The sequence below is a fragment of the Nitratireductor sp. XY-223 genome (genome assembly GCF_004959855.1).
Classification (GTDB): domain Bacteria; phylum Pseudomonadota; class Alphaproteobacteria; order Rhizobiales; family Rhizobiaceae; genus Hoeflea_A.
Genome location: NZ_SPNT01000023.1, coordinates 1 through 24,680, shown reverse-complemented (window position 1 = coordinate 24,680; position 24,680 = coordinate 1). Strand labels below are relative to the sequence as shown.

Genomic DNA, 24,680 nt, shown 5'->3' with positions numbered 1-24,680 from the left:
TTTCGGGGATTCGAGAAAAAGACAGGGCCGTGCGCGGCCCCGGCGCGGCGTCAGTATTCGCCGGGCAGCATCAGCACATTGTCGGTGAGGTAGAAGGCAATCTGGGACAACGGGAAATCGGTGTAATCGATGATCTGTCTCAGGATCACCTTGCCATTGCCGTTCTCGCAAACAAGGTGCGCGGTGCGGTCATCGGCGATGGTAAGCTTCCAGTGCTGGAACGGCTCGGCGCGAATGGACGGATCGAGCTGCCAGGCGGCGATATCGGTGAGGAGCCACACCGCCCCGCCCTTGTCGATGACATGGTGGACGCCTTCGGTGTAGCGCAGACCGGTCAAGGGGAAGCGGTAGTAGCAGGTGGCGCCGGTGAACCGGCCGAGACCGGCCTCGGTCAAGGGTTCGGCGGTGGGCATGGGAACATCCTCCGGGTTTCAAGGTTGCAGGAAGACCGGAAGCAAGCTCTCTCTCGCCCGCTCCCGGTCACCCTTCCCGGAAAACGCTCTCCCTCTTCACCCGAACCGCTCGCCGGCCCCGGTGAAGGTGTATTCATTGGCCACGATGGCTTCGTCCACGACCTCGTCAAAGGTCAGATACTCATACTCCGCCTCCAGGCGGTGATAGAGCCAACGGGCCAGATCGCGCAGGGCATCGGCGATTTCATCCTCGGCATCGGCAGTCATTTCCGCATCATCGCGGCGCACATCGGTGCGCATCGTCATCTCGTGGCAATAAAGCCCGCTTTGATCGACGCTGGCGTAAAGCTGAAAGAAATTCCGCCGCTGGACATCGGCCAGCCGCCGGGCGATGGCGTGAAGCGCTCCGTCCTTGGGGGCATAGGCCATGATCCCGGCGAGGCTGCCTTTGGCATAGGCATAGCGCTCCACCTCGAACGAGGCCCCGTCGCCCTGGCTCCAGAAGCCCCGGAACCAGATGCAAGGCTCCTGCCTTGTGCCGCCGCCCATGAGTTTTGTGGGTCGGGTCTTCAGTTCGACGCCAAGGAACTCGCAGATGGCGCAAAAATCATCGTAGCAGAACGACCACCAGTCGTGGTCCAGCGCACCTTCGCGATACCATGCGCGGGCACGCTCCTTCGCGGCGTCGGGCAATTCCGAAATGGTGAAGACCTCGGTTTCAATGATCGCCGGCATTCTCGCCTCCCGCGATCGGGTGAACGAGCGCGCCGCATTCGGGACAGTCGCCCGCGGGCATGGTTTCGCCGGGCGCAACGCGCGACCGGATATCGTGAACGGGCCCGGCATCGTGGATCGATCCGCTCCAATTGCAGTTTTGGCATCGGCAATGCTCGCCTTGCGAAACCAATGCGGCTGCGAAGGCCGCATCGGGCGGGGTCAGTTCGGCGATGATCCAGTCATCGTCTCCGGCCCATTCGGTATAGGCAACCGCATTGGTCTCGTTGGTGAACGGCCCCTGGAAACTGAAACCGGCAACGGCGTTTCCGTAGATAATGATTGCAGGCATTGTCTTGTCCGGAAAGGAAGAAGCCCGGCGCGAAACCGGGCTTCATGTGGATTGAAACGGATTAGAACCGCTTATTCGGCGGCGGTGAGAAATTCCGGCAGGTCGTCCGCCGGTTCGTCCTCTCTCTGGACGCCCGACTCGGTTGCTTCGCCTTCGTCGACTTGCAACGCGGTCTCGATGCCCGGCGTGCGCAACGGCTCGGGCAGCCAGCCGCTATCGGCGAGAAGCCGCTCGGCCTGTTCGGCCATGTCGGACTTCTTGAGCCCCTCGATCAATTCGGCCATGTTTTCGCCCCTGGCCTCGGTGACGGCTTCGAGAATGCGGGCCCTGGGTACGCGGTTGAGGTAGTTTTCGGCCGTCGGCGTCCAGCCCGCGGCGTTCATGTCAAGGCAGAGGGCGCAGGCGAGCTGGTCGGCATGGCGCTTGCCGCCCGGCGCGCGGCTCCAGCTCTCATGCACCGCATAGACGGTGAGCGAGACGCAATGGGCAAAGAGCGCCATGCGGCTGTCATGGTCGAACTCACACAGGAACGCCCAGAGCAATTCCGGCTCGTCGGGCAACTGCTTTTGCCAATTGGCGTGACGTTCTTCGATGGCAGTGGCCGAAGCGCTCTCCTTCAACCCCGGCCCCTGCACGGTCGGGCTACGGCTTTCGGCGCGCAGTTCGAGGCAGCTTTGCGCCGGATAGCGCCAGAAGGTCTGGAGAACGAGGGCATGGAGCGCGGCGAGAAAGGCGATGTCCGGGTCGCCCGCCAGCGCGTCGCGTAGGGCCAGCGTCCGGTGGGCGGTCAGTTCCATGACCAGACGCTCGGAGAGCGGCTTGAGCTCCTCGTCCGCCGGTTCCTCATCGGCGGGCTGTCCGCCATCGCCGGACAATGCCGCGATCGGGTCGACCTGCCGGGTTTCGCCATTGCGACCGACATGGACGATCTCGACATGATCATGGACGAAGTCTTCCGCATCCTGGGCATCGGCGCCTGCCGCGCTCTGCGCCTCGTCTTCGGACCGGACATAGCCACGTTCGATATTCAGCTTGCCGTCGCCATCAATGCTGACGAACACACCGGCGCGGGCGATCTCTTGAGTGTCGTAGATGACGGGACGGTTCTCGAAACCATCGAGTTCGGCCTCGATCCCGGCGAGCCGCTTGTCGACCTCCTCGGGCAGATCTTCATCGCCTTCCTGGAAATAACGTTCCTCGATCTCGGCCATCTCGTCGCGCAGGGCTTCACGGCGGGCATGTTCGTCATCCGATAACGGTTCGGTCTCACCCATGACCCGGCGCAGACCAGCGGTGTGGCCATAGGGAAAATCCTGAGCCATCTGAATCCAGCGCCATCCCTCCGCCCTGATCGTCTCGGCCTCTGTGGTGAGCTTTGCCGCCACGAGTCGCTCCAGCAGCGCCACATCCTGCAACCAGCCCTCGTCGTTCTGGGAAAACAGATCGCGCAGGATGACACCGCCGGCTTCCTCGTACGCCGGGAGACCGACGAAGCGGGCTCGCTTGTCAGATGCGCGGACAGTTTCTTCCGTCATCAGCTTGCGGATATAATAGGGTTCCTGGTTGTAACCGCGCTGCACCGTTTCCCAGACTTGGCTCTGCCGGGCATGGTCGTCGGAGATGGTGAACGACATGAGTTGCTCGAGCGTCATCTCGTCGGCGGCATAGATGTCCAGCAGCTTCGGCGACACGGACGCCAGTTTCAGCCGCTGCTTGACGATTTTCGGCGTCACGAAAAACCGCGCGGCGATGTCCTCCTCGCCGAGGCCCTGGTCCTTGAGCGACTGGAAAGCGCGGAAGGCATCAAGAGGATGAAGCGCCTGCCGCTGGCAATTCTCGGCGAGGCTGTCCTCCTCCAGAATGCCGTCTTCGCGGATGACGCAGGGGATTGGCGCGGTTCTATTGAGCCGCTTCTGCCTGACCAGCAGTTCCAGCGCCCGGTAGCGCCGCCCGCCGGCCTGCACCTCGTACCGGTCCGTGAACTGACCGTCTTCGCCGATGACGGGCCGTACGCTCAGGCTTTGCAGCAGCGTGCGCCGGGCGATGTCCTCGGCCAGGTCATCGATCGACACACCCGCCTGCACGCGTCGCACGTTGCGGTCCGAGAGCACCAGCTTGTTGAAGGGAATGTCGCGGGACTGGGACAGCGCGATTTTCTTGGGATTTGCCATGTCGGTTTCTCCGGAACGGGCGGAGAAAGCCTTCTTTCCCCTTCCAGACCCGTTCATGGAAAACGCCTGGCCCTTTACCTCTATGAGGCCGGCTCCCCGGTTTCCTCCAGGCCGGGATTGCGAACCGCCGCCCCTGCCGCCGGCTTCTTCGGGCGGACCGAAGGATCCGGCCCGCACACCCCGGCGCAGGAACTTCGCCATGCCCTCCCGGCCGGTGTCGTTGTAATGTCGGTTGGCGTCGCGGCCGGCGATGGCCCGGCCCTCATTGGCAACCCGGGCGGAAAGGTTGCCGCCGACCGCCTGGAGCAGTTCTGAGCTGGACTGGAACATTTGATGGTGGAAAATCGGTCCAATTGACGTCGGAAAAACCCTTTCGGGTTGCGGGCGAACGGGCTCTCTCTGGCCCCTCAGCCTTTCACCCGCCCCGAACGCCCCTTTCCTGCGGATCCAGCAGTTTCCGGTAGCCGCCCCGCACCATGGTCCGCGCACCGGACAGCAGGCGCTGGACGCGGGTGCGCAGGAAACCGGCCTGCCAGTCCTCCCGGACCGCCCGTTCCCCATAGAGGACCGCCGCGATGTCGCGCTGGCTGGCCCCGGCCGCCGCCCCGTCGAATGCGCGCAGCATCATCGCCCAGCGCCCGGCGCGGCGCTCCGGCGGATAGAGGCTGAGCGGCAGGCGGCCGAGACGGCAAAGCCCCGATAGCCGTTGCAATGTCAGAACCTTCGCCTCCATGCGGCGCACACCCGACAGCGGGTAATGCAGGCACACCGGGCCATCGAGCACGCTGCCCGCGGTCACCGTCAGTTGCAGATGACGCAGGCCGTCGCCGAACAGCACGTGTTCCTGTCCGCCGCCGCACAGAACCGTGGCGAATGACCCAAAGCGCCGCACATCGAAGGCGTCGGGGTGATCGGCCGCCACCGGCCTTGCCTCAGTGGCGAGCACGAACGGATTGGCCTCGGGGCGCCAGAAGACATCCTTGGCCGGCAGATCGATGCCGCTGGTGAAAATGAACGCCCCAGCGTTCAAAAGTCCCCGGTTCCCGGACACGGATGATACAAGGCCCGGCGACTTCCATCCGGCGCAAGGTGGCGGGCGGAGCGGATGACGGCAAATCCCGTGACGGCAGGCCGATTGCCGCGGCGAAGTCGGGATTGCGCCTGAGCCATTCCCAGGCCCAGCCGGTCCGGTCCATCCTGTGCAGGAAAGCGTAAGGGTCAGGATCGCGCCAATCGGCGCGCGGACTTATGCCGGGTGCGGAATTCTCACTGGACATTCGGCCTCCTAAGGCCATCCGGCCATGATTGCTACAGCCATTTGACGATTCATCGCGTGGCGCACGGGGCAAGTCATCTCTTGCCAGGTCGAGGTCAATGGCGGGAGGGTGGTGACAACATTGATTGTTATCGATAGTTGAAACGTGGATTGGCTTTGTGTTTTTGCAGCGGCTTTTTGCCATCATGGCTGCCGCCGACAGGCGGATCGGTCCCGGTGCGGCGGCAGCTGTTTGTTCCATCGATTTCCACCCGGCCGGTGAGCGGCGATCTTTCGGGCGGGACCATGGCGCAGCGCAGTTCGGCGGAGAACAGCCAAGCTGCTTTGTAAGTGCCCAAACCGAGTTGCTCTTGCACCCGTGAGGCCGGGATGCAGCTGGAATGCCTGGCCATGGGAAAGGCAACCAGGAACCACATCGTCAGTGGCAATTTGTCGCCATACATGGTGCCGGCCTTGACCGAAGTCCGGCGCTGGCAATTGCGGCATTCATGGTTCAACGGCTTGTTTTCCGGCGTCCGGGCCCGATCGAGGCCGCAGACGGTGCCGCAAAACCCGCTCGACCAGTGCCGGTCGGCAAGATACGGGGCACGGCAGGCTTCATCGGCAAAGCAGTGTTGAAATTTCGGAACAGGGCGTGGATAGTTCAGCATAACAGGACACCAGACGAATTGTTCGTGATATGTTCCTATAGAGAAGTCAACCGGTTTGTCAGCAACATATTGAGGCACTGCGCTCACAAACCTGTTACGAGACCGCCGATTTCCAAGCAGACAATCTCTCAGCTCAAGGATGAAACCCCTTGAGTGAGGGCTGACAACCCGGTATCGACCGAAGGCGTCAGCCATCAGGCAGTGAGGTCGCTAACTAAATGACTGAAGTCACAAATGTCGATTCCGCAAAGGAGACCGTGTGTCCATTTCTGTCAGTTGCGCGACGCATCGAACTTAAGAGCGATGACACCTTCGACGGGTGCTCGGCTGAACTCGATCATGAGACCGCCTACGGGGCTCGCCCTGCTCATTGCGACAGTTGATCTGAGCCCGTAGGGGGCGTACTCAAGAGCAGAGCACTTTAGCAGCCGCTAACGATACGCTTGAAGTCAAAGCAAGGGGGATGATCTCCAGCCATTTTGGCCACGCGGCCCTGTTTAGGGCGACAGTTCACCTTGTTCGTAAGGCGACACCGGATTTACGAGGTGGCAATGGCCTTGGCTCATCGGTTTTCCGTCAACGAATGTCGGCAACCGAGATGCAAAACTTGCCCATCTGCCTGACTTTTCCTATATGTTCATTACGAATACACACGGCCGACAAGGGCAGAGATGGCAAACACATCGATGACACTTGGTTCTCACTGGGAATCCTTTATACGTAGCGAAGTGAAAAGCGGCCGTTATGCCAGCGCTTCGGAAGTTGTACGCGCTGGCCTGCGAGAGCTGGAAGAGCGAGGCAAGAAACTTGAAGCGCTGCGCGATCAACTGGCAGTTGGTCATGGGCAAGTCTTGCGCGGTGAATATGTTGAAGACTTTTCGGCTGCATCGGTCATCGAGGGCGCAAAGAAGCGCGCGGCCAAACATTCATGAGCAAGACATATCGGCTGACGCCCGCCGCTCTCGCGGATTTGGAGAAGATCGCCGATTATACGCTGGAGCAATGGGGCCCGGCGAAAATGGAAGCTTATGTTACAGAACTGACGGAACGCTGTGTATGGCTGGCGGATCATCCCTTGATGGGGAAGGCGCGCACTGACATTCATCCGGATTACAGATGCTATCCACAAGGCAGGCATCTGATTTTCTACGTGATCGAAGGGGACGCCGTAACGGTGATCAGAATCCCACATCAGTCGATGGACGTTGAATCCTACTTCGGCATTTGATCGGCCGCTGCTTGCGGATTCCGATTTGAAGCCGGACACCATTCCGATCATTATCCGGCCACCCGAACAAAGGTGAAGATCGCCTTGGGTCGCCCCGCTGCAATCCGCCATGTGCCGCAGCAATGGGTGTGCGGCATGAGGCGATGAACCTCTCAAAGGGAGAAAGAGTGCGCGCAATTCACATCCAGAACGTCAACAATCGACACAGCCGGTTGAAGGACTTCCTGCGGCGCTACAAAGGCGTTTCAACCAAATACCTTCAGAACTATCTGCGATGGTTCGAGCGTATTGTTCTGGCAGACGCTTCACCACGTGTTTGCCTCGCTGACGCGAACCGATAATCATGCATACGAATTCGAAATATAGAGCCAATAAAAATTAACCGGTCGGGGGACAAAGACCACCGTGAAGATGGAAGAAATCGAAAAAATAATTTCCAAGCGCGGCCTTGTGGGCGCACTCCGTGAAATCGATTCTATTCACTGGAAAGATACAAATATCATGGCAGGACTTGCCGAGGCAGTGTCCCGCCGGCCCCAGTTGCTGTCGGAGCAGGATATAGACCTGCTTGAGAATTTAACCGATTCAGAATTTTTCAATATCCAAATCCCCTTCTGCAAAATGATACCGATACTTGATGCGCCAGTTGTCCAGTTGATGGAACTGGTTCATCTGCTGGTCGAAAAGGGCGGTGACGACCTGGCGGCAACCCAGCCGTATGAGGCGTTCCGAAAATGGTGCGCAACCAGTGACAGGCGGGCGGACGAAGTGACCAAGTTGGCCGGGACGGGCGATGTTTTGGCACTTGATTTCCTTGTCTTCGCTCTGGAAGCGAAGGGCGATGTTCAGCAAGCCTTTGCCTCGGCACAGGCCGACGGTCAGGAGAGGATTGCAGGTATATCGGCACTTTCACGAATGAACCTGACACTGGAAGAAGCAAAACAGGCCATCAGACTAATGCTGAAGGTCGCCCAATCCGCCGAACCGGACATGGAAGCCCGTTCAATCAAGGCGGCATTGGATACCGCTGTCAGGCATCCGAAGCCTGACCGAAAGAGCCTTTCCAGTGCGCATTATAGTTATAGTATGTCCGGTCGAAACGAGCAGATCATTATCCATCTGATGGCAGCAGCACTGAATCAGCATGCTGGCCAGTTGAGCCCAGAAGAAGTTCAGAGTTGCGTTGCCGGGATTATCAATGTCGACCCGGAAAACAAGGGAACCGTCACGCAAGTGGATTGGGCCCTTGGCAATTTGTGGAAGGTTGACACCATGCAGGCAGGCAAAACAGCGGAGGAGTTGATTGCCAGGAACGAGGGCAGGATCGGATGGGATGATCTGCCGGCATTCTTCACCGCAACGAAAGAAGACGAGCCGCGGAATCTGGCTAGACTGGCAACGGAGTGGTTGCTGAAGGGAAATGAGCATGCATGCTCGGTGCTGGATCTGCATCTCCATGAAGCAAATCGGACGACACCCTTTATCGAGGTGAATCCTGAAGACCTGCCAGATTCTGCGGACGAACATCTGTTCCTGTGCCGCAAGGCCGTTGGTTTCCTGTTCACATCGCCCATGACGGCGGCCGCCTGGATCGTTGCGGTCCTGCGTGGAGGACACCCGGATGCCGCAGACAAAGTCGCCGACCTCCTCTTCGATCCTCTCCTGCTGAATTATAGCGGAGAACTCAGGGGCTGGCTGGAAAGGGAAGCAGATGCTGAAACGCGCGGACAGGAACATATCAAGGGTGCGCTGGAACGAGCCCAAAAGGTCTGGGACGGATTTGAGGCTGCACGAGAGTTGGTCGAGCTCGTGCCACCGGCGGCCCACAGGTCATTGATCCAGTTTCAGGAAGCAGAAGAAGCCGTGCAAGTTCAGGAGATGGCGCAGAAGAAATCGCTTCTGGGGGAGTTCGTTCCTCTTCAGACGCTACTCTATGGAGACCGGGTGGAATTCATCGCCACGGATAGCGAAGGCAATCGCCGCCCTCAGACCGTGCCCATGACCGAAATATCGGTCACAGTGGAGCACCCCAAAGGAATTTTTCACGATCCGGTCGGCACGGAGAAGCTCATTGAGAACTTTAAACTTGAGCCAAGGCATAACGAATGAAGCTTATCATCAGGCAATATCTGCAGAACATGAAGGAACGCGGGGAGCTTGATATCCTTCTGCCCCTGCTACTCAGCGAACTGGGCTATGAGGTCATCCACCGTCCTCAGTCCGGCTCGCGACAGGCGGGCGTCGATGTCGCCGCGGTAGGGCCTGATCCGGACGGGGATGAGGAACGATCCCTGCTTCTCTTCGTCATCAAGCCCGGCAACATCGGGCGCGTGGACTGGTGCGGTTCGCCGCAGGCGGTGCGCTCAACTTTAGCAGATATTCTGGACGACTATGTTCCGCACCGTGTTCCAGAACAGTATCGCGATCTACCCATCGCCATATGCGTCTGCACGGGCGGTGAGATTCAGGAGACAGTCCGGCAGAACTGGCGCGGTTTTGTCGAGCAACATTCGAAAGACAGGCTTCACTTTCGGGAATGGAACGGCGATCGCCTCGCGAACCTGATTCTCAAAGGCATCTTCAGTCCCGAACTCCTTGATGCTGCCCACCGGTCACACTTCCAGAAGGCGGTTGTCCTGGTCAGTGAACCGGAAGACTCGTACAGGAGCTTTCGGGAGCTTCTGGACGGTCTGACAGAGAACATTGAAGCAGACAGGAAAGGCACAATGCGCCTGCATCAGATGTTGACCTGCCTCTGGATACTTGTCAGTAACGGATTTGATGCAGGCAACCTTGATGCGCCTTACCGCGCCTGCGAACTGGCGATGCTGCATGCCTGGGACGCTCTACAGCGCTGTCCAAAGCGGTCAAAGGCCAGGCTTGCCGAACGTCAGGAGATATTCAACCATGTTTTGGGTCTGTATCTCGTCGTGGGCTATAAACTCGTTTTCGAAAAAATAGGGCCGCACACAGAGAACCAGTACGCGCTCTCAAACGCCGTCCAGTCATCATCCGCAATCGACGTGAACCTCGCCCTCTTTGAGATGTTGGGCCGTGCGCTTCTGCTTGGGCACTGGCACCATTATTTCGGAATCCAGAAAGAGGGAGAAACACGGACCGAGAACATGAGGAAACGTGACCAGTTTTTTGATCTCGCCATCTCCATGATCAACACCAATCCAACCCTTTTCTCACCCATGCGGGATGACCACCACATTGAAATCGGCATTTTGATGCTTCTGGCAGAGGACAGCGGTCGCCTGCCTGACGGGAAAAAATACGTGCGCGAAATCGCAAAGTGGATGCCCAACCGGTATATACGGCGGTCCTATTGGCCGACATGGTTTCGGGATTACCGCAAGTTGGCGCGACATCCGGTCGACCAAGGCGAAAATTATTTCAAGGATTCCACTCTTGTAAGCGTTCTCGTACCCTTCCTACTTTTGGGGCTTGAGCGTCTTGGTGCAAGTGCCGAACTTGGTGAGCTTGAGAAAGTGCTATTCAGGCATCTGTCACACATGACAATGCAGGTATGGGTTCCGTGTGAACGAACTGGGGACACCATTTGGCGGAGTGGCGAGATGAAGGGAATCGGGATACCGGTTGGTGCCGCCAGGTATTCCGAAAACAACATATCGCTCTCAACGGAGATCAGCGAGATAGTATCCGAATACAGTCAGCTGGATAAGACAGAGGCATTTGAGCGTGGATCGGTGCCGATATTTCTCACTGCATGCCGGCATCACCGCATTCCCTTGCCGCCACATCTTTGGCTTAATCGGCAATCCTGATAGATTCGAGGATCGATGGTCTGATGCTATCGTGCGCAATACTCGCCTGTCTGAGTACCGCCTTGTAACACTGGGTGTCGCCTTAACTCGTAAGACTGCAGGGCGATTCAGAGAAAACCATCATTTATGTCGCTTGTCAGCAGTGTGATGGCCCTGTCGCGATGATCTTGCACGAATTCGATTGCTTGTGTCGGAGAATTAGAGATGCGTTTGAGCAGGGTCAGCGCGGCACTCGTCAGGCTGAAGATGTTTGCCGGGGCATGATCGGAACGGTTTGTGTAGCGGTCTTCTCCGAGCGTCATGTCTTTGTCGCGATGCATGATTTCAACGCCCCAGTGCTTTCGATTGAGGTCCAGAATGTCCTTGGGCATGGCCTGCTTTCGGCTTGAAATCAGGTAACTGCTCACCCCCACTTTAAGTCCCCGAGATTCAACGGCGGCTTCAGACCCACTGGCTCAATCGAGATGCCTTTTTGGCCTCGGAGTGGTGCGACGATTTGAATCGGCTATTAACGATCCCCTGATTACGATTTTCATGATTCTATCGGGTTATGACACGTGTTCGATTGATTTGGGAAAAGCCGCATTGGGGCGGTCTTTCAGTCAGGGCTACTCGCTGCATTTGGAAGCCTGAAAGGGCGATGCAGCCACCGCATGGCCTGATGTCCATGGCATCGCGGGCGGACTGATGGCAAGCGTGAATGCCACTTCCCTGCGTGAAGAGTTCGATGCTGCCAGGGCGCGCATTGCCGCGCTGCGCAAAGCGGGCAGGATTTCACATGACGTCGATGCGGTTATTGGCGTGTTGTGCAGCTTGCTGGGCATCCTGATCGCCATCTTTCTGGAAAAGACGACCAGGAAGACCGGCAAGAACTCCAGTATTGCGCCGTCGCAGACGGATAAGGACAGCACCGGGCAACGGAGCAAAAAGGCTTCCGGCAAGGGCGCGGCGCCGAACTGGATGACGGGCGAAAACCTTCGCAAGGTCACCGTCGGGGAAACCGCCACCGTCGAGGTCTGTGACAGTTGCGGGGCTGATCTTTCAGACGTCGAACCCTCGGCGCGCGAGGAACGCATCCATCTCGATATCATGTTCGAGGTTGTCGAGAAGAAGGTCGTCGCAGAAACCAGGGACTGCCCCAAATGCCGCACCCGAACCAAGGGGCGCTTCCCTGAAAACATGCCGGGGCCGTTGCAATATGGCGTTGGCTTTCAGGCCTTCGTGATCAACCTGCTGATTGCCCAGATGCTGTCTTTGCGCCGCGCCGTCGAACTGGTGCGGGCCATCTCTGGCGTCAGGATGTCGCAGGCCACCTGCCTGGGCTACATCCAGCGACTGCACGAGGCGCTTGAACCCTGGGAAACTGCCGCCGCCGCACATCTTCTGACCCGCCCGGCCCTGCATTCCGATGAGACCGGCTTCAGGGTCGACAGCAAAAACCAGTGGCTGCATGTGCTGACCGATGATTCCCTGACCCTCAAGTTCCTGCACCCCAGGCGCGGCAGTGAAGCGATAGAGGCATTCGGCATCATTCCGGTCTACACCGGTGTATTGATCCATGATTGCTGGGCATCCTACCTTGCATACAGCCAGTGCAAGCATCAGCTATGCGGGTCGCATCTGCTTCGGGAACTGACCTTTGTCGTCGACTCCAGCAATTACCGTTGGGCGCGCCTGATGAGGAAGGTGTTGCGTGAGGTCTGCCATAAGGTCAACACGAGCGAGACCGGGGTGTTGAGCGAGGCCGAATGTCGCAAGATACGCAAAAGGTATCGGACCATTCTGACGCAAGGTGCCGGGGAAATGCCCGAAGTTCCTGCGAAACCGGAAGGTAAGCGCGGACGGGTCGCAAAGTCGGATGCCCACAACCTGCATGAGCGTCTGTTGAAACACGAGGACTCCGTGCTTCGCTTCATGAGAGAACCCGATGTCAGCTTCACCAATAACGCGGGCGAGCAAAAAAATCAGGATGGCAAAGGTCAAAATCAAAGTCTCGGGCTGCTTCCGGACAGACCGCTATGCACACGCCTGGTGCCGGATATCAAGCTACCTGAGTTCCATGGCCGCACTCGGATATAATCCACTTGTCGCGATCCAGATCGCGCTGGCCGGAAATGCCGCCAATATGGTCAAATCACACTATGCTCAAGACGCGTGACGGGGTGAGCAGTTACCTTGAAAATTTGTCCACCACGTCTTCGACCGGCTCTGTGTCGAGCTCAAAACGGGTTGAAGAATCACCGAAATGCAGCAGTGAGATGGTGAAGTCATACTGGTCAGAAAACAAAACCTGTTCAGTGCATGGTTCATTGAGCCATATGCCGGGATCATGTTCTGCCCGGCCAGAATGACCGTCAATTTCCCCACGCTGAGCAGCAAGGGACGAGGATGATATCTCGATTGGCGGCTGGTTACGTGTTCTGAAGTACAGCCCGGTTTTCAAAGCCGGTTCACTTGAGCGGGCCCAAAGAATGAAGCCGTCCCTTGAGATAACGAGCATAGACCTTCTTTGCGTGTATTGAAGCCAACGGAGTGTGGCAGCAATGAGTGAAACTTCATATCGGTCCGCACAGGCACCGATCTGATCGATGTCAGGTATGGCCTTTGCATCGATCTGAGAGCGAAAATCATCAAATGGCATAAGCAGATTGGCAGCAAAAACGTTGGCTTGATGCTCAAGCTGGCCATATTCCGATTCCCAGCTCGCCATGTCTTCGCTGCTGCACTGGATTCCTTGCGGGTGGTCGACGCGGTGAAGAAGGTAGTGCCCGAATTCATGGGCCAGCGTGAAGTTAATCCTGCCTGTGGAACTGATGTCGCTGTTGTAAATGATGCCCCAGCCCTTTTTCCCTAGGGGAGCAGGAACAAGGGCACCTTCGAAGCGCGGCAAGGAATCGCCTTTGATCAATGTGATGGGATCATCAGGAAACTTCTGCGATGATATTTCACGAGCGACGTCTTTCACTCTGACGGGAAATCGCTCAGCACCGAATACGGTTTTCAGGATGACGGTGATGTCATTGGCCCATCTTGCCGGTGACAGTGGTTTGTTCATTCATCCTCCCAGAGATCGACCATCTTTCTGATTTTGTCTTTAACCTCCGGGTCCATTCTTTGGTATTTTCGGAAGAACATTTCATCCATTGCGTCAGCTTCCGTGACCTCCTGCTTTTCATCCAACAGATAGTCAATCGTGACCCCGAGTTGAGTAGCGATTTTTGAAATTTTTTCGGCGGACGGTCTTGGCGGATTCTTGTTTTCAAGTTCCCAGATATAGCTCTTGCTGGAACCGGTCAGCTCAGCGAGTTTGTCGAGCGTCAAGCCCTTCTCCTTTCTGAGCTTTTGGATTTTCTCCCCTAATGCGGTGGTCATGCGCGCGGCCTGCTCCCTTTCCTGAAGTTCGGCATTCCGAACTTTTCATCCTTGACTCCCGGATCGGGAATCACTTATATCTTGTTCAGAGTAGCAAACTTTTTATGCCTCGGTCAAGAATCAAAGAAGCCTCCAAATGCCGAAAGGGCCGAAAACACACCACGTCGTGCCAAACCCGAAAGGGGGCTGGGACGTCAAACGCGGCGGTGCAAGCCGCGCCAGCAGCCATCACGAAACGAAGCGGGAAGCTATTGATGCGGGCCGGAGCGTTAGCCGTAATCAGGGCACTGAATTTCGCATCCATAACAGGGACGGGAAGATAGCCAGCAGTGACAGCCACGGTTCCGATCCGTTCCCGCCGAAAGGGTAAAGGAAACCGGAGTTGCGCAAGATACTCACCATAGACGGCGGCGGTATCAGGGGGACATTTCCTGCCGCCTTCCTGGCGGAGTTGGAAGAAGAACTCAACCAGCCGATTGGTCGATATTTTGACCTGATAGCAGGAACCTCGACAGGCGGCATCATTGCCATTGGGTTGGGGATGGGGCTGACGGCAAAAGAAATCTTGCGCCTTTATGAGGAAAAGGGACCGGCCATATTCGACCAGACGAAGTCAGGTCTTCGCGGATGGGTGCGAGAAAGATCGCGTAGGGCAAAACGCTTTCTCTGGGCCCCGAAATACAGCACAGAACCTCTGAAACAAGCGCTTGAAGGGATCTTGGGAGATCGCAAGCTTGGTGAAGCGCAAACGCGCCTTATGATCCCGTCGTGGCATCCGCAAACCCAGCGCGTCTATATCTTCAAGACAGCACACCATGCCCGCTTCCAGACCGACTACAAGGAACTGGCGATTGACGCGGCGCTCGCGACCGCAGCAGCCCCGACCTACTTCCGGCAACATATAACGGCCAACGATGTGGGTCTCGTTGACGGCGGCCTTTGGGCCAACAATCCAACCGGGATTGCGGTCGTTGAGGCGATAGCAACACTGGGCTGGCCACCAAATAAACTAAAGGTGCTAAGCGTCGGCTGCCTTGATGATGTGAAGGTCATGAGCGAAGCCTACGGGGCCGTTCGCATAGCGCCACAGATCGCAGGCTTTTTCATGGACGGACAATCCCACGGCTCGCTTGGGATAGCCCATATTCTTACTGGCGATCCGCACGAGCGGAATGCGATCTACCGGATTTCCCAGCCGGTCCCGGACGGCTTCTACACGCTCGATAACGCCAAGCGGATTCGCGGGCTAAAAGACCGGGCGTTTGCCGAAGCACGGCAGCAAAAGCCGATCCTGCAGCCGGTATTTTTCACTGAAACCGCCGAGGAATTTGAACCAGTCTATAGGTGCGAATATGACGATACATGAAAAGAAGAAAGCCGAGACACACGATGATGTCCTGGAAGCGATTGCCGAGGCAATTGATATCCCGCCATCACAATATGAAGCGGCAGTCAGCCGGTATGAATCGCTTGGAAACTGGCTCGACCGGAATGGATCAACAATAGCGCAATATGACCCCGAAATTGCGCCGCAGGGCTCTTTCTTGCTTGGCACCGTGACCCGACCTCTTGGTGATGGCGAGGAATACGATGTCGATCTGATCTGCGTTTTGAAGGCCACCAAAAAGGACTTCACGCCGAAAGGGCTTAAAGAGGCGGTTGGCCATGAGGTCAAGCTTTACGCCAAAGCTCAGAGCATGAGTAACCGGCCTGAAGAAGGGCGGCGCTGCTGGACATTGCATTACGCCGATGATGCCCAGTTCCACATGGATGTCTTACCGTCCCTTCCCGACGCCCAGACCCATCAACTGCTTCTCGAAAGGCGTGGGCACACGGCTCTTGCTCATGATCAATCGCTTACCGGTCAAGCTATCGCCATCACAGACTGGACGCTGCCGCAATATGAACTGATTACCGAGGACTGGCCAGTAAGCAATCCGCTCGGATATGCAGCATGGTTCCGGGGCCGGATGGTGGCCCAGCTAACCGAACAGAAGGAGCGGTATTTGAAACGCCAGATGGTCACGGCCAGCGTTGATGACATCCCGGATTACAAGGTCAAGACGCCGCTGCAACGGGCCATCCAATTGCTGAAGCGTCACAGGGATTCCACCTTTGGCGATAATGAACACAAGCCGATTTCCATTATCATCACCACGCTGTCGGCAAAAGCGTACAATGAAGAGGCGTCCATCTCCGAGGCGTTGCAGACCATTCTCACAATGATGGACCAATTCATCGAGTATCGCGGCGATGAGGCATGGGTCGCAAATCCCGTCAACCCGGAGGAGAATTTTGCCGACAAATGGGCGGAGGAGCCGCAGAAGCGGGAGAACTTCTTCGAATGGCTTGAACAGGCGCGCCGTGATTTTGCCTTGTATTTGCGGGCAAGCCCGTTCGATGAGTTCCCGGGAGGACTCAAGGAAGGCCTTGGCGGCACAACGGTGGACAGGGCGCTGGAAACCATTCTCGCCGCTGGCGCGAGTATGATCGCGGCTCCAGCCATAGCCAAGGTAGCATCAACTGATGCCGCGCAGGAGCGTGCCGAGGCCGCCATAGCCGATATCCGGGAAAGCGGATCGCAATCAAAACCGTGGGCGAAGTAAGAGGTGCATGCAGGACGATTGACACTTGAAGAGGTGCGGCGTGCCATCGCATTTGAACAGCCGAAACTGAGCGCTACGCAAGATGGCTCTATTATCCTCATTGAGGGTGAATATGTACTCGTCGAGAAAACCGGTTCTGCCGCACCGGAAGGTCCGATTTCTTCGTTCGAGATCAAGATTGTCACAAGCAGGCGCTACCCAGTCCAAGAACCTGCGGTATTTGAAATTGCCGGTAGAATTCCACGTACTGCGGAACGGCACATTAATGCCGATGGCGACTGCTGCGTGACGGTATGGGAAGAGTGGCTAACCAATTCAGATGATACGTCATTCGCCGCATTCTTAGCGGGGCCGCTATACGAGTTTTTCCTGGGTCAGTATTGGTTTGAGAAAACCGGCAAATGGCCGTTTGGTGAGCGCTCACATGGCGAAAAAGGTCTTGTAGAAGCCTACGCCGATGTCTTGGGAATTCCACCGCAAAAAAAAGACGTCCTCTACTACCTCAGGATTTTATCGAAGGACTGGCCGAAGGGTCACTGGCCGTGTCCGTGTGGTAGCGGCAAGCGCATCCGACACTGTCACAGAGCCGAAGTAAAGGTGCTTCACGAACGTGTGCCGCCAAGGTTGGCGAAAAGGATGTTACGCCGACTACGATCACAATCGCCGACAATTTGACGGCCTTAGTGCGGCGACGCTTATCTTCTTACAATGCTCGCTGTTTCAGGATCGAATTGATATTCGATAATCGTGCCGTCCTTGATCTTTTCGACAGCTTGGTCGATCACAAAGAGCGGAACCAAAAACCACTCGCGGGGTACCACCGGATTACCGAATCGATCCATGATCTCGATCTCTAGTCGAGCTTTTTCAAAAACGCGATGGATCAGGTTTTCGAGCTTTGACCGGTTGATATTGAATAGCTCATAGGTCGCTGCGACCTCGACATCGGCCATTAGATATGTCGGATCGATTCTTGCGTTCGCGATGCGTTTTTCAACGCTCCCTCCCGTGACGCCGATTTTGTGAACAACATCGCGGTGTTCACTGACTACAGGATGGTCCGATTTGCTCCGAAGCACATAGATCGTTCCGCTCGCCAGATCATCCTCATTTGATTCAGATGAAAAGAGCGGTCCAGGCGCGCTGGAGTCAGAAATGCGACGACTTGTTTCGTCCTTGTAGAGCGCACGTTGCAAAGAACGCAGGAGAAGGTTGCTCTCCGTTCCGTTGGAGTAGATCACGCGAAGCCGTGCATCGAATTCACCATTAGGTGCTCTAAAAGGCTCTCCGACTTCCGCTACATATGCCGTCTGTCCGCCAAGAACGAAAAAATCCCCTGCCTTGATATCGGCCTTCAGAAAACCGGCATCCTTTCTGATCTGCCGGGTAATGCGAACATCGGTATCGAGTTCATCCTGCACCGTGTCGAAGAGCGGTTTGAATTTGTCGAAGTCTTCGCAACGCTCGCGATTGGCGATCTCTTCCGCAGCGCGTTTCTCGGCGCTCGATCTGACATGTTTGAGTTCGGTTATGGGTGCTATATCGGCTTCCACGCCAAGCTCGGCGAGAAGCGCGTCATCATCCATTTCATCAGGCATCGAAGACGGTGCCCGGACGCTACCTTTGAGCAATCCGTGCTGATCGAGTGGTTCGAGTAAGTCGCCGCATTCTTTCAATTCACGGATGCGGTCCAGGCGGACGGCATAAAGCCGCTCAAAAATGTCACGGTCTTCCCCATGTTGCGGGGCGCGCCCGTTTTCGTCGAAGAAGCGCTGAATCTCCTCGAAGCCCGCGATGATGCGCTCTTCTCGTGGCGTACGCGTAGCCGCCTTCTTGTTCTCAACCTCGACACCAAGTTCGGCGAGAAGTACGTCATCTTCTTCGGTGAATGCTTTAGCCATTGGCAGCCTCGGCTTTCATGCGGGCCAAGAATGCAACACCCTCTGCCATCCGTTTTTCCCAGGCGTCGGGAGAGGTAATCGAAGGCAGCCGCCCACGTTCCTGCTTGAATTTGAGGGCACGCTTTGCGAGGTCACGGGCTTCGTCGGGCGTGAGTTGTACCTTCTTCGCTGATATGACAGCAGCAACCTGTTTCAGGCTCTCCTCGCTCATGGTCTTTGCGAGTATCGCGTAGGCTTCGCTGAATGGATTGATCCGATCGATCAGATCGATGTCCAACTCGCGAACATCCATCGCGAACTTCCTAACGCCATCAATTAGGGCTGTGTTGGCCTTTCCAGCTTCTTCGTCCTCAACAGCGATTTCTTTTGCCTTCTGGGTTAGGTTCAGAGCAGCGATGGCATGCTGGCGGACCGCCTCCTGGTCATGGTCATCCAGTTCGGGGTATTTGTCCTTGATGATCTTGCCCAGCCGGACCTGCGTGAGTTCTTCAGGTACCAGTTCTTCATCAAAGATGCCCCGCTCGACCGCCGTTTTATCCTGAGCGAAGGCGGCGATAACTTCATTCAGGTCCTCTTGGCAAATGCGCGTGGCTTCCTTGCTCTTCGGTTCGGCAAGGCCCTTGATTTCGATCTGGAACTGACCTGTCTCTTCATTGAAACCGACATTCTCCTTGTCGGAGTCGTACCCACCTTCGCCATAGTCAAAGCCTTCGATGGGCCCGCTGTTCGGATTCTTGGGTGTGAAATTGAAACGTGGCGCAAGCACCTGTTCCATCAATAAGCTGGCCGCGATGGCTTTCAACGTGTCATTGACGGCCTCGGTCACGGCCTCTTCAGATGCATCCGGCTCGGCGATCAGGTTGGTAAAACGGGCTCGGGTCTTCCCTTCGGCGTCGCGGGTCGCACGGCCAATAATCTGTACGATCTCGGTCAAGCTGGATCGATATCCGACCGTCAACGCGTGCTCGCACCAAATCCAGTCAAAGCCTTCCTTGGCCATGCCGAGCGCGATGATGATATCGACATGATCACGGTCATTTTTGTGGGCGGGATCTTTAAGCGCTGCGGAGACGACGTCGCGCTTGGAAGGGTCATCATCGACCAGATCAGCGATCCGCAAAATCTTCCCGTCTGAGGTTTTTGCAAGCTGGAAACCGGTGGTCGGATCAGTCCCCTGCCACTCGCCCAACTCCTCAATGATGTGATCAACCTCGCGGTGCTTATCTTTCGTGCTTTCACGTGATTGAACGCTTGGGATATGGATGATCGTCTTTTCGTCCGGATTGAGAACTTTGAGAATGTCGTCTGAATAAGCGCCCGAATAAAAGAAATAGCCGATATCAAGGCGCTTCAGATATTTGTAGCCGTTGAGCTGCTCATAATAGGTGTAGGTGACCGTATCGAACTTGGCCTCATCATGGGGCATCAAGACCGGCTCGGCATCACCCCGGAAATACGAGCCGGTCATTGCAACAATTTGCACCTTGTCGCGGGCGATGAACTCGCCAAGATGTGCACCAAGTTTGTTGTCGGGGTTTGCTGAAACGTGGTGGAATTCGTCAACGGCTATCAAGCGGTCATCGAAAACTTCCACCCCGAACTTGTCCACAGCAAAACGAAATGTGGCATGGGTGCAGACAAGAACCTTGTCATCACTATCGAGAAATGCCTTTACGGAATTGACCTTGCCGCCATCTTCACCAGGCGCGTTGCAGAGGTTCCATTTCGGCTCAACATGCCAGTCAGCCCAAAAGCCGAATTTCGAGAGCGGCTCATCAGCGAAACTTGATCCAATCGATTTCTCAGGCACAACGATGACCGCCTGCTTGAGTCCCTGGTTCTGAAGCTTGTCGAGCGCGATGAACATGAGTGCCCGGCTTTTGCCCGAGGCGGGTGGAGACTTGATCAGGAGGTACTGCTCGCCCCGCTTCTCATAGGCGCGCTCCTGCATAGGACGCATACCAAGCTCATTTGACTTGGTCGAATTGCCGGTCTGGGCGTAGGTAACGGAAACGGACGGTACGTGAATATCGGTGCTCATATCAGGACGCTCTCACTTTCTGTTTATTGTTATCTCCCTTTTCAGAAGTCATCTTGGTGTAGAGTTCAAACAGCTTTTCCAGCCGCTCGGTGTCGTTCTTGAAGCGCCGACCGATATAGATGCGTTCTAGAACCTCGTCGTTGCGGTCGTGCGCAGCCCGAAGGTTTTCAGGCATCTTCTCAGGATCATAGAGATCGGCGATTGTCGCTGGGAAATGGGCCTCCCGCGCCAAAAGTATCTCTTCGGCGGAGTGACGGAGATCATCCTTCATCTTGTCCGTGAGCTTGGGAACAGGGAATGTGTTCCACCCAATGGTGTTAGAATAGCGGTAACGGGTTTCTAGCTTGCCACAAACTGCCGCAATCCAAGCAAGATGAAGCCTGGATGCGATTAATGCGATCGTCCACAAAGGGGCATCGTAAAGTGCATAGGCCAGATTGCTTACTATGGTTCGGTCATCAAACAGCGTGACCGGCAGATAATCTCTACTCTCTGAGGAGACCCCTCCAACACCAACCGTATGCGTCCTTGAATTACCTGCAAGATAGACAAATCTGTGCGGTCGATCTGCAAATTCTTGAGTAGAATCTAAGGGGCTCTCTGACCGCATTTCAGAAACTTTTTGCAGTCGATCGTGTATTTCCGGGACCGCCCAGGCTGCTTCCTTATCCGCGTCGGATATCCATAGACACCTTCTCTGATTTCCTTTTACGAGCTCGTCAGTTCCGACATATGGGCGGATGAATTGGTGCACATGGGGATAGGATTCTTGCAGCTTTTGCGCCTCTTCGAATGACAGAATTAAGTTACTCCCGTCGCGCGGCATGCTTCCGGTAATCATAGATGCCAAACAAGAAATAGAGTTCGGCTCTGTGTCTACAAACACGTTCGGTGTAGCTAAAATATATGGGTTGATGTTATCTACAATTCTCTCTTGGTCTCCATCAAAAATTCTGCGCTCTTGCTTAATAGACGCATTAGAAACCCCCACAACATTGACAGTTACACCCGCGTTGTTGGCTGCAAGGTTTGCCCATTTGAACGGTCGATATGCAAAGGAAATATATACATGGCCATCCTGCAATAAATGCTTCCATAGGACCGATATTTGAAGCCCTTCACAGTTGGAGCTGGTACACACAAAAGCAAAAGTAGCAGGCTGAGATTTTATGAACTCATGACCTTTGAGAAACCACCCGGCCACATAATCCAAAGATTTCCATTTTTTAATTGTCTTTCCACAGAGATTGGAAAGATCCGATTTCTGCTCTTTCGACTGTTTCCGACTTCCGTAGTATGGTGGATTCCCACAGATATAGGTCTCTCCTCCTTCATTCTCAAAATCGATCTCTGCCTGATCGAGTGGTGTGCTAAATAAATCATCGCCATGCATCTTCACGCCGGTACCCGTGGGTGGGCAGATACTGAGCCAGTCGAGCCGTAGCGCGTTACCGCAAGTAATCCAATTCATAGCGTCGAGCGGTAAAAACTCGGCCAGCGCCTCCTTTTGACCGCGATAGGTCACGTCGCACTGATATTCGGCGATGATCAGAGCAAGTCGGGCGATCTCGGCGGGGAAATCACGTAACTCGATGCCCCTAAAATTTGTGAGCGGGATTTCCGTGCGTCGCTCTGGTTCGCCCCTCAACTTGTTGATTTCAGCCTCAATCGCCCGCATTTCCTTGTAGGCGATGACAAGGAAATTTCCTGATCCGCAAGCCGGATCAAAGACGCGGATATTCGACATTCGCTTCCGCAGATTCAGAAGCTTGCGGGGATTGTCATCCGCCTGCTCCAATTGCTCGCGCAAATCATCAAGGAACAGCGGATTTAGCACCTTGAGGATGTTCGGCACCGACGTGTAGTGCATGCCGAGCGCGCCGCGTTCCTCGTCGTCAGCGACGGCCTGGATCATCGATCCGAAGATATCCGGATTGATCTTCGTCCAGTCCAGATTGCCGATGTGAAGAAGGTAAGATCGCGCGATACGGGTGAATGTTGGCACCTCGATAGAGCCGGAAAACAGGTGGCCGTTCACATAAGGGAAATCATTCACCCAACGCGGTAACTTCGCATTGGCGCGATCTTTGAGTGGCGTATCCATCGCTCGAAACAGTTCGGAAATGACCTCGTGCGCATTCGAGGAATCCCGAGCACTCATTTGCTCGATGGTCGCGGTGAACAGGTTGTCACCGTGGAATATGTCTGTGTCTTCGGCGAAGAAGCAAAAGATCAGCCGCGCCATGAAATGGTTCATCTCATGGCGACGGTCCGCTGTGCCCCATTCGGGATTGTCTTTGAGAAGTTGGACATAGAGACGGTTCAGCCGACCGGTCGCCTTGATATCGAACGCGCTCTCGCGAACTTGCTTTACAGTCGTGATACCCGCAAGCGGTAGGAAGAAGCCAAAGTGATCCGGAAAGTCGGTGTAGTCACAAACGACGACCTCACCTGAGTTCAAGTCTTCGGCCTGAAAATCCACACCGTCCGTTGCAAGAACAAATTTTGCCTTGGAGCGGCTCGTTGCTGAGCTTGCCTTGAGTGCCGCCAAGGTTTCCGTGGCATCTCCTTCGTCGCAAACCTTGATGTGGATGTTGCTGGTCTGGAGAACACCTCCAACATCCGATTTGTTGGTGTTGCCGCTGCGCAAACGCTTGATTGTTGTGGCCTTCGCACCAAAGGCTTCGAGAAACGAGAAAGGGAACTCCGCCGAATCAAAAGGCTGATCCGCTAATTGTGAAATGGCTTCTTCGATCTCGACAGCGTTCATCGCGCCCCCTGGCCCTTTTCTGGGCTCATTGAATTGCCGGCGAAGGGAACCACCTTGATCTCGTCGGCGCGCTGCCTGACCTCCGCATACTCGTAATCGAGTTGACGTTGCATCCAAGTTTTCGCGGGTATGCCAAACGCCTTTTCCAAGCGAATCGCCATTTCGGGCGAAATGCCAGCACGAGCGTTCAAAAGGTTACTCAAGGTCTGCCGATCAACGCCGAGGATGCGCGCTGCCTCTGTCACAGATAGCCCATTTGGGGTGATGCATTGATCGCGAACTAAAGTGCCTGGGTGTGTCATTGCCCTTCCCGATTCAGTGTTTCGATTAGGCTATAGTGATAATCGACACTGGTCAATGAATGGCGGATTTTCTGCGAGAACAGATTGTTGATATGCAGGCATTTTTTGGAACCCGACAGCGGACACGGCACTTGGCTTTTAGTGATCCAACGGCGATACGTTGGCCAAGGGGGTCTTGGGGGGGCATGGAAGCTCCCCTCAAGTGGCGATCAATCGGCCAATCGATTGTGCATGGTTCGGTGCAGGTGGAGAGGCAAATCTCCATGTCCTGCTCGCGGGTTCCAAGGGGTGGCGATCCGCCCATTGGTCGATGGGGTCCAGGGGAGAGCGAAATCTCCCCGGTCGTGGTTCAGCGGCGAACACGCTGGCGGCATCCAATCCGCGCAAGGTTGGTCTCAATGAAATTGTCTCGATGAAATCGTCATGGGATTTTCAAGGGCAGCAGGAACGCTCCCTTGAATGGTGATGCAAAGGCCACACGTTGCGATGGGGATGGAAAGGCTCGATGCCTGATACATCCCCATAGGCGAGAGGGATGCAACGGGAGAGCGCAGCGTCTCCCTTGCCAAGATGGTGTTGTAGTACAACACACATCTTGCGGATCACGAAAGCTGAGATTTTCGGTGAAAACTCTACTCGTGAGCGGGGCTAAGGCCTGCCGTTTATCGCTGAGTTTGCGGTTTGAAGCATCAAATCCTCAACGCGTCTTTTATGTGCGGATCGGCACTTGTTCGCACCTGCGGCATCTCCGAAGATGGGTGCCGAGACGCTTGCCGCGTGAGCGGCAAAGGGCGGGGAACGGGCCGATAAAAATTCCGTTGCGACAACGGAGCAAAGCTTGTAATTTGATCGGGGGACAAGGTGGCTGACCGTTTGAAAATGCCATTATGCCATTGGGGTTCAAGATCGGGAGGACCGTCCCTGAATGTTCCAGGCAGGCTGAATCAGCTCAATCAAGCCAGCTTCGAGACCCTACTCGATTCACACATTTCCAGCGATCCCATATCCGAGTTGGATTGACCTGAGTTGATAGAGGCCGCGCAACATGACCACGGGGCCAGGTTTTCCGTAATATCCGGTCCAGCCGCCGAGC

The 24,680-nt window shown here is 55.9% G+C and carries 22 protein-coding genes and 1 pseudogene; 10 read left to right on the top strand and 13 right to left on the bottom strand.

Annotated features, from left to right (window positions below; all coding sequences use genetic code 11):
- Positions 1-50 precede the first annotated feature (50 nt).
- The 6 genes from E4M07_RS27600 to E4M07_RS27575 form a co-directional block, all read right to left on the bottom strand.
- Entirely contained in the window at positions 51-413 is a 363-nt protein-coding gene (locus E4M07_RS27600) for a DUF6876 family protein (RefSeq protein WP_136661641.1), read from the bottom strand.
- A gap of 96 nt (positions 414-509) precedes the next feature.
- Complete coding sequence (locus E4M07_RS27595; protein ID WP_136661640.1) at positions 510-1,148, bottom strand: antitoxin of toxin-antitoxin stability system; 639 nt, start codon at positions 1,146-1,148, stop codon at positions 510-512.
- On the bottom strand, positions 1,132-1,479 hold the full coding sequence (locus tag E4M07_RS27590; protein WP_136661639.1) for a hypothetical protein: 348 nt from the start codon (positions 1,477-1,479) through the stop codon (positions 1,132-1,134). The genes E4M07_RS27595 and E4M07_RS27590 overlap by 17 nt, the downstream gene beginning before the upstream one ends.
- 71 nt (positions 1,480-1,550) lie before the next feature.
- Positions 1,551-3,980, bottom strand: coding sequence for a ParB/RepB/Spo0J family partition protein (locus E4M07_RS27585; RefSeq protein ID WP_246660640.1), 2,430 nt, complete (start codon positions 3,978-3,980; stop codon positions 1,551-1,553).
- Positions 3,981-4,065: 85 nt separating this feature from the next.
- Positions 4,066-4,680: a DUF2285 domain-containing protein gene (locus E4M07_RS27580; protein ID WP_136661638.1), complete on the bottom strand. Its 615-nt coding sequence runs from the start codon at positions 4,678-4,680 to the stop codon at positions 4,066-4,068.
- Positions 4,681-5,054: 374 nt separating this feature from the next.
- The gene (locus tag E4M07_RS27575; protein ID WP_136661637.1) at positions 5,055-5,576 is read right to left on the bottom strand and encodes a hypothetical protein; all 522 of its coding nucleotides are present in this window, start codon (positions 5,574-5,576) and stop codon (positions 5,055-5,057) included.
- A gap of 671 nt (positions 5,577-6,247) precedes the next feature.
- Here E4M07_RS27575 and E4M07_RS27570 point away from each other — a divergent pair.
- The 5 genes and pseudogenes from E4M07_RS27570 (at position 6,248) to E4M07_RS27550 (ending at position 10,595) form a co-directional block, all read left to right on the top strand.
- Positions 6,248-6,508, top strand: coding sequence for a type II toxin-antitoxin system ParD family antitoxin (locus E4M07_RS27570; RefSeq protein WP_136661636.1), 261 nt, complete (start codon positions 6,248-6,250; stop codon positions 6,506-6,508).
- A complete protein-coding gene (locus E4M07_RS27565; protein ID WP_136661635.1) occupies positions 6,505-6,804 on the top strand; it encodes a type II toxin-antitoxin system RelE/ParE family toxin in 300 nt (99 codons plus the stop codon). Before E4M07_RS27570 ends, E4M07_RS27565 begins: the two co-directional genes overlap by 4 nt.
- A 179-nt stretch (positions 6,805-6,983) precedes the next feature.
- Positions 6,984-7,088, top strand: a pseudogene (locus tag E4M07_RS29765) (IS1595 family transposase); the annotation flags it as partial.
- Positions 7,089-7,209: 121 nt separating this feature from the next.
- Positions 7,210-8,913: a hypothetical protein gene (locus tag E4M07_RS27555; protein WP_136661634.1), complete on the top strand. Its 1,704-nt coding sequence runs from the start codon at positions 7,210-7,212 to the stop codon at positions 8,911-8,913.
- Positions 8,910-10,595, top strand: a complete 1,686-nt coding sequence (locus E4M07_RS27550) for a hypothetical protein (protein ID WP_136661633.1) — start codon at positions 8,910-8,912, stop codon at positions 10,593-10,595. Before E4M07_RS27555 ends, E4M07_RS27550 begins: the two co-directional genes overlap by 4 nt.
- Positions 10,596-10,702: 107 nt before the next feature.
- On the opposite strand, the gene E4M07_RS27545 is transcribed toward E4M07_RS27550, so the two are convergent.
- Positions 10,703-11,002, bottom strand: coding sequence for a hypothetical protein (locus tag E4M07_RS27545; protein WP_136661632.1), 300 nt, complete (start codon positions 11,000-11,002; stop codon positions 10,703-10,705).
- Positions 11,003-11,282: 280 nt separating this feature from the next.
- On the opposite strand from E4M07_RS27545, the gene E4M07_RS27540 reads away from it, so the two are divergent.
- On the top strand, positions 11,283-12,674 hold the full coding sequence (locus E4M07_RS27540) for an IS66 family transposase (RefSeq protein WP_136661631.1): 1,392 nt from the start codon (positions 11,283-11,285) through the stop codon (positions 12,672-12,674).
- Between the two features lie 91 nt (positions 12,675-12,765).
- Here E4M07_RS27540 and E4M07_RS27535 read toward each other — a convergent pair whose 3' ends face one another.
- On the bottom strand, positions 12,766-13,650 hold the full coding sequence (locus E4M07_RS27535) for an ImmA/IrrE family metallo-endopeptidase (RefSeq protein WP_136661630.1): 885 nt from the start codon (positions 13,648-13,650) through the stop codon (positions 12,766-12,768).
- Complete coding sequence (locus E4M07_RS27530; RefSeq protein ID WP_136661629.1) at positions 13,647-13,967, bottom strand: helix-turn-helix transcriptional regulator; 321 nt, start codon at positions 13,965-13,967, stop codon at positions 13,647-13,649. Before E4M07_RS27530 ends, E4M07_RS27535 begins: the two co-directional genes overlap by 4 nt.
- A gap of 136 nt (positions 13,968-14,103) precedes the next feature.
- On the opposite strand from E4M07_RS27530, the gene E4M07_RS27525 reads away from it, so the two are divergent.
- From E4M07_RS27525 to E4M07_RS27510, 4 genes are read left to right on the top strand one after another with little or no spacing between them, the layout of a single operon-like run.
- Positions 14,104-14,337 carry a DUF2188 domain-containing protein gene (locus tag E4M07_RS27525; protein ID WP_136661628.1) on the top strand — a complete coding sequence of 78 codons (234 nt, stop codon included), beginning with the start codon at positions 14,104-14,106 and terminating at the stop codon, positions 14,335-14,337.
- A gap of 12 nt (positions 14,338-14,349) precedes the next feature.
- Positions 14,350-15,333 (top strand): CBASS cGAMP-activated phospholipase, encoded by a 984-nt coding sequence (locus tag E4M07_RS27520; protein WP_136661627.1) that lies wholly within the window; start codon positions 14,350-14,352, stop codon positions 15,331-15,333.
- Positions 15,320-16,573: a nucleotidyltransferase gene (locus E4M07_RS27515; protein ID WP_206057420.1), complete on the top strand. Its 1,254-nt coding sequence runs from the start codon at positions 15,320-15,322 to the stop codon at positions 16,571-16,573. Before E4M07_RS27520 ends, E4M07_RS27515 begins: the two co-directional genes overlap by 14 nt.
- 18 nt (positions 16,574-16,591) lie before the next feature.
- Positions 16,592-17,248 carry a hypothetical protein gene (locus E4M07_RS27510; RefSeq protein WP_136661626.1) on the top strand — a complete coding sequence of 219 codons (657 nt, stop codon included), beginning with the start codon at positions 16,592-16,594 and terminating at the stop codon, positions 17,246-17,248.
- A gap of 20 nt (positions 17,249-17,268) precedes the next feature.
- Here E4M07_RS27510 and E4M07_RS27505 read toward each other — a convergent pair whose 3' ends face one another.
- Genes E4M07_RS27505 through E4M07_RS27490 form a run of 4 tightly spaced genes read right to left on the bottom strand, consistent with a single transcriptional unit; the run spans position 17,269 to position 23,587 of the window.
- Positions 17,269-18,474 carry a GIY-YIG nuclease family protein gene (locus E4M07_RS27505; RefSeq protein WP_136661625.1) on the bottom strand — a complete coding sequence of 402 codons (1,206 nt, stop codon included), beginning with the start codon at positions 18,472-18,474 and terminating at the stop codon, positions 17,269-17,271.
- Complete coding sequence (locus E4M07_RS27500; RefSeq protein ID WP_136661624.1) at positions 18,467-20,515, bottom strand: DEAD/DEAH box helicase; 2,049 nt, start codon at positions 20,513-20,515, stop codon at positions 18,467-18,469. Before E4M07_RS27500 ends, E4M07_RS27505 begins: the two co-directional genes overlap by 8 nt.
- A 1-nt stretch (position 20,516) precedes the next feature.
- On the bottom strand, positions 20,517-23,285 hold the full coding sequence (locus E4M07_RS27495) for a DNA methyltransferase (protein WP_136661623.1): 2,769 nt from the start codon (positions 23,283-23,285) through the stop codon (positions 20,517-20,519).
- Entirely contained in the window at positions 23,282-23,587 is a 306-nt protein-coding gene (locus E4M07_RS27490; RefSeq protein WP_136661622.1) for a HigA family addiction module antitoxin, read from the bottom strand. The genes E4M07_RS27495 and E4M07_RS27490 overlap by 4 nt, the downstream gene beginning before the upstream one ends.
- Positions 23,588-24,680: the final 1,093 nt, after the last annotated feature.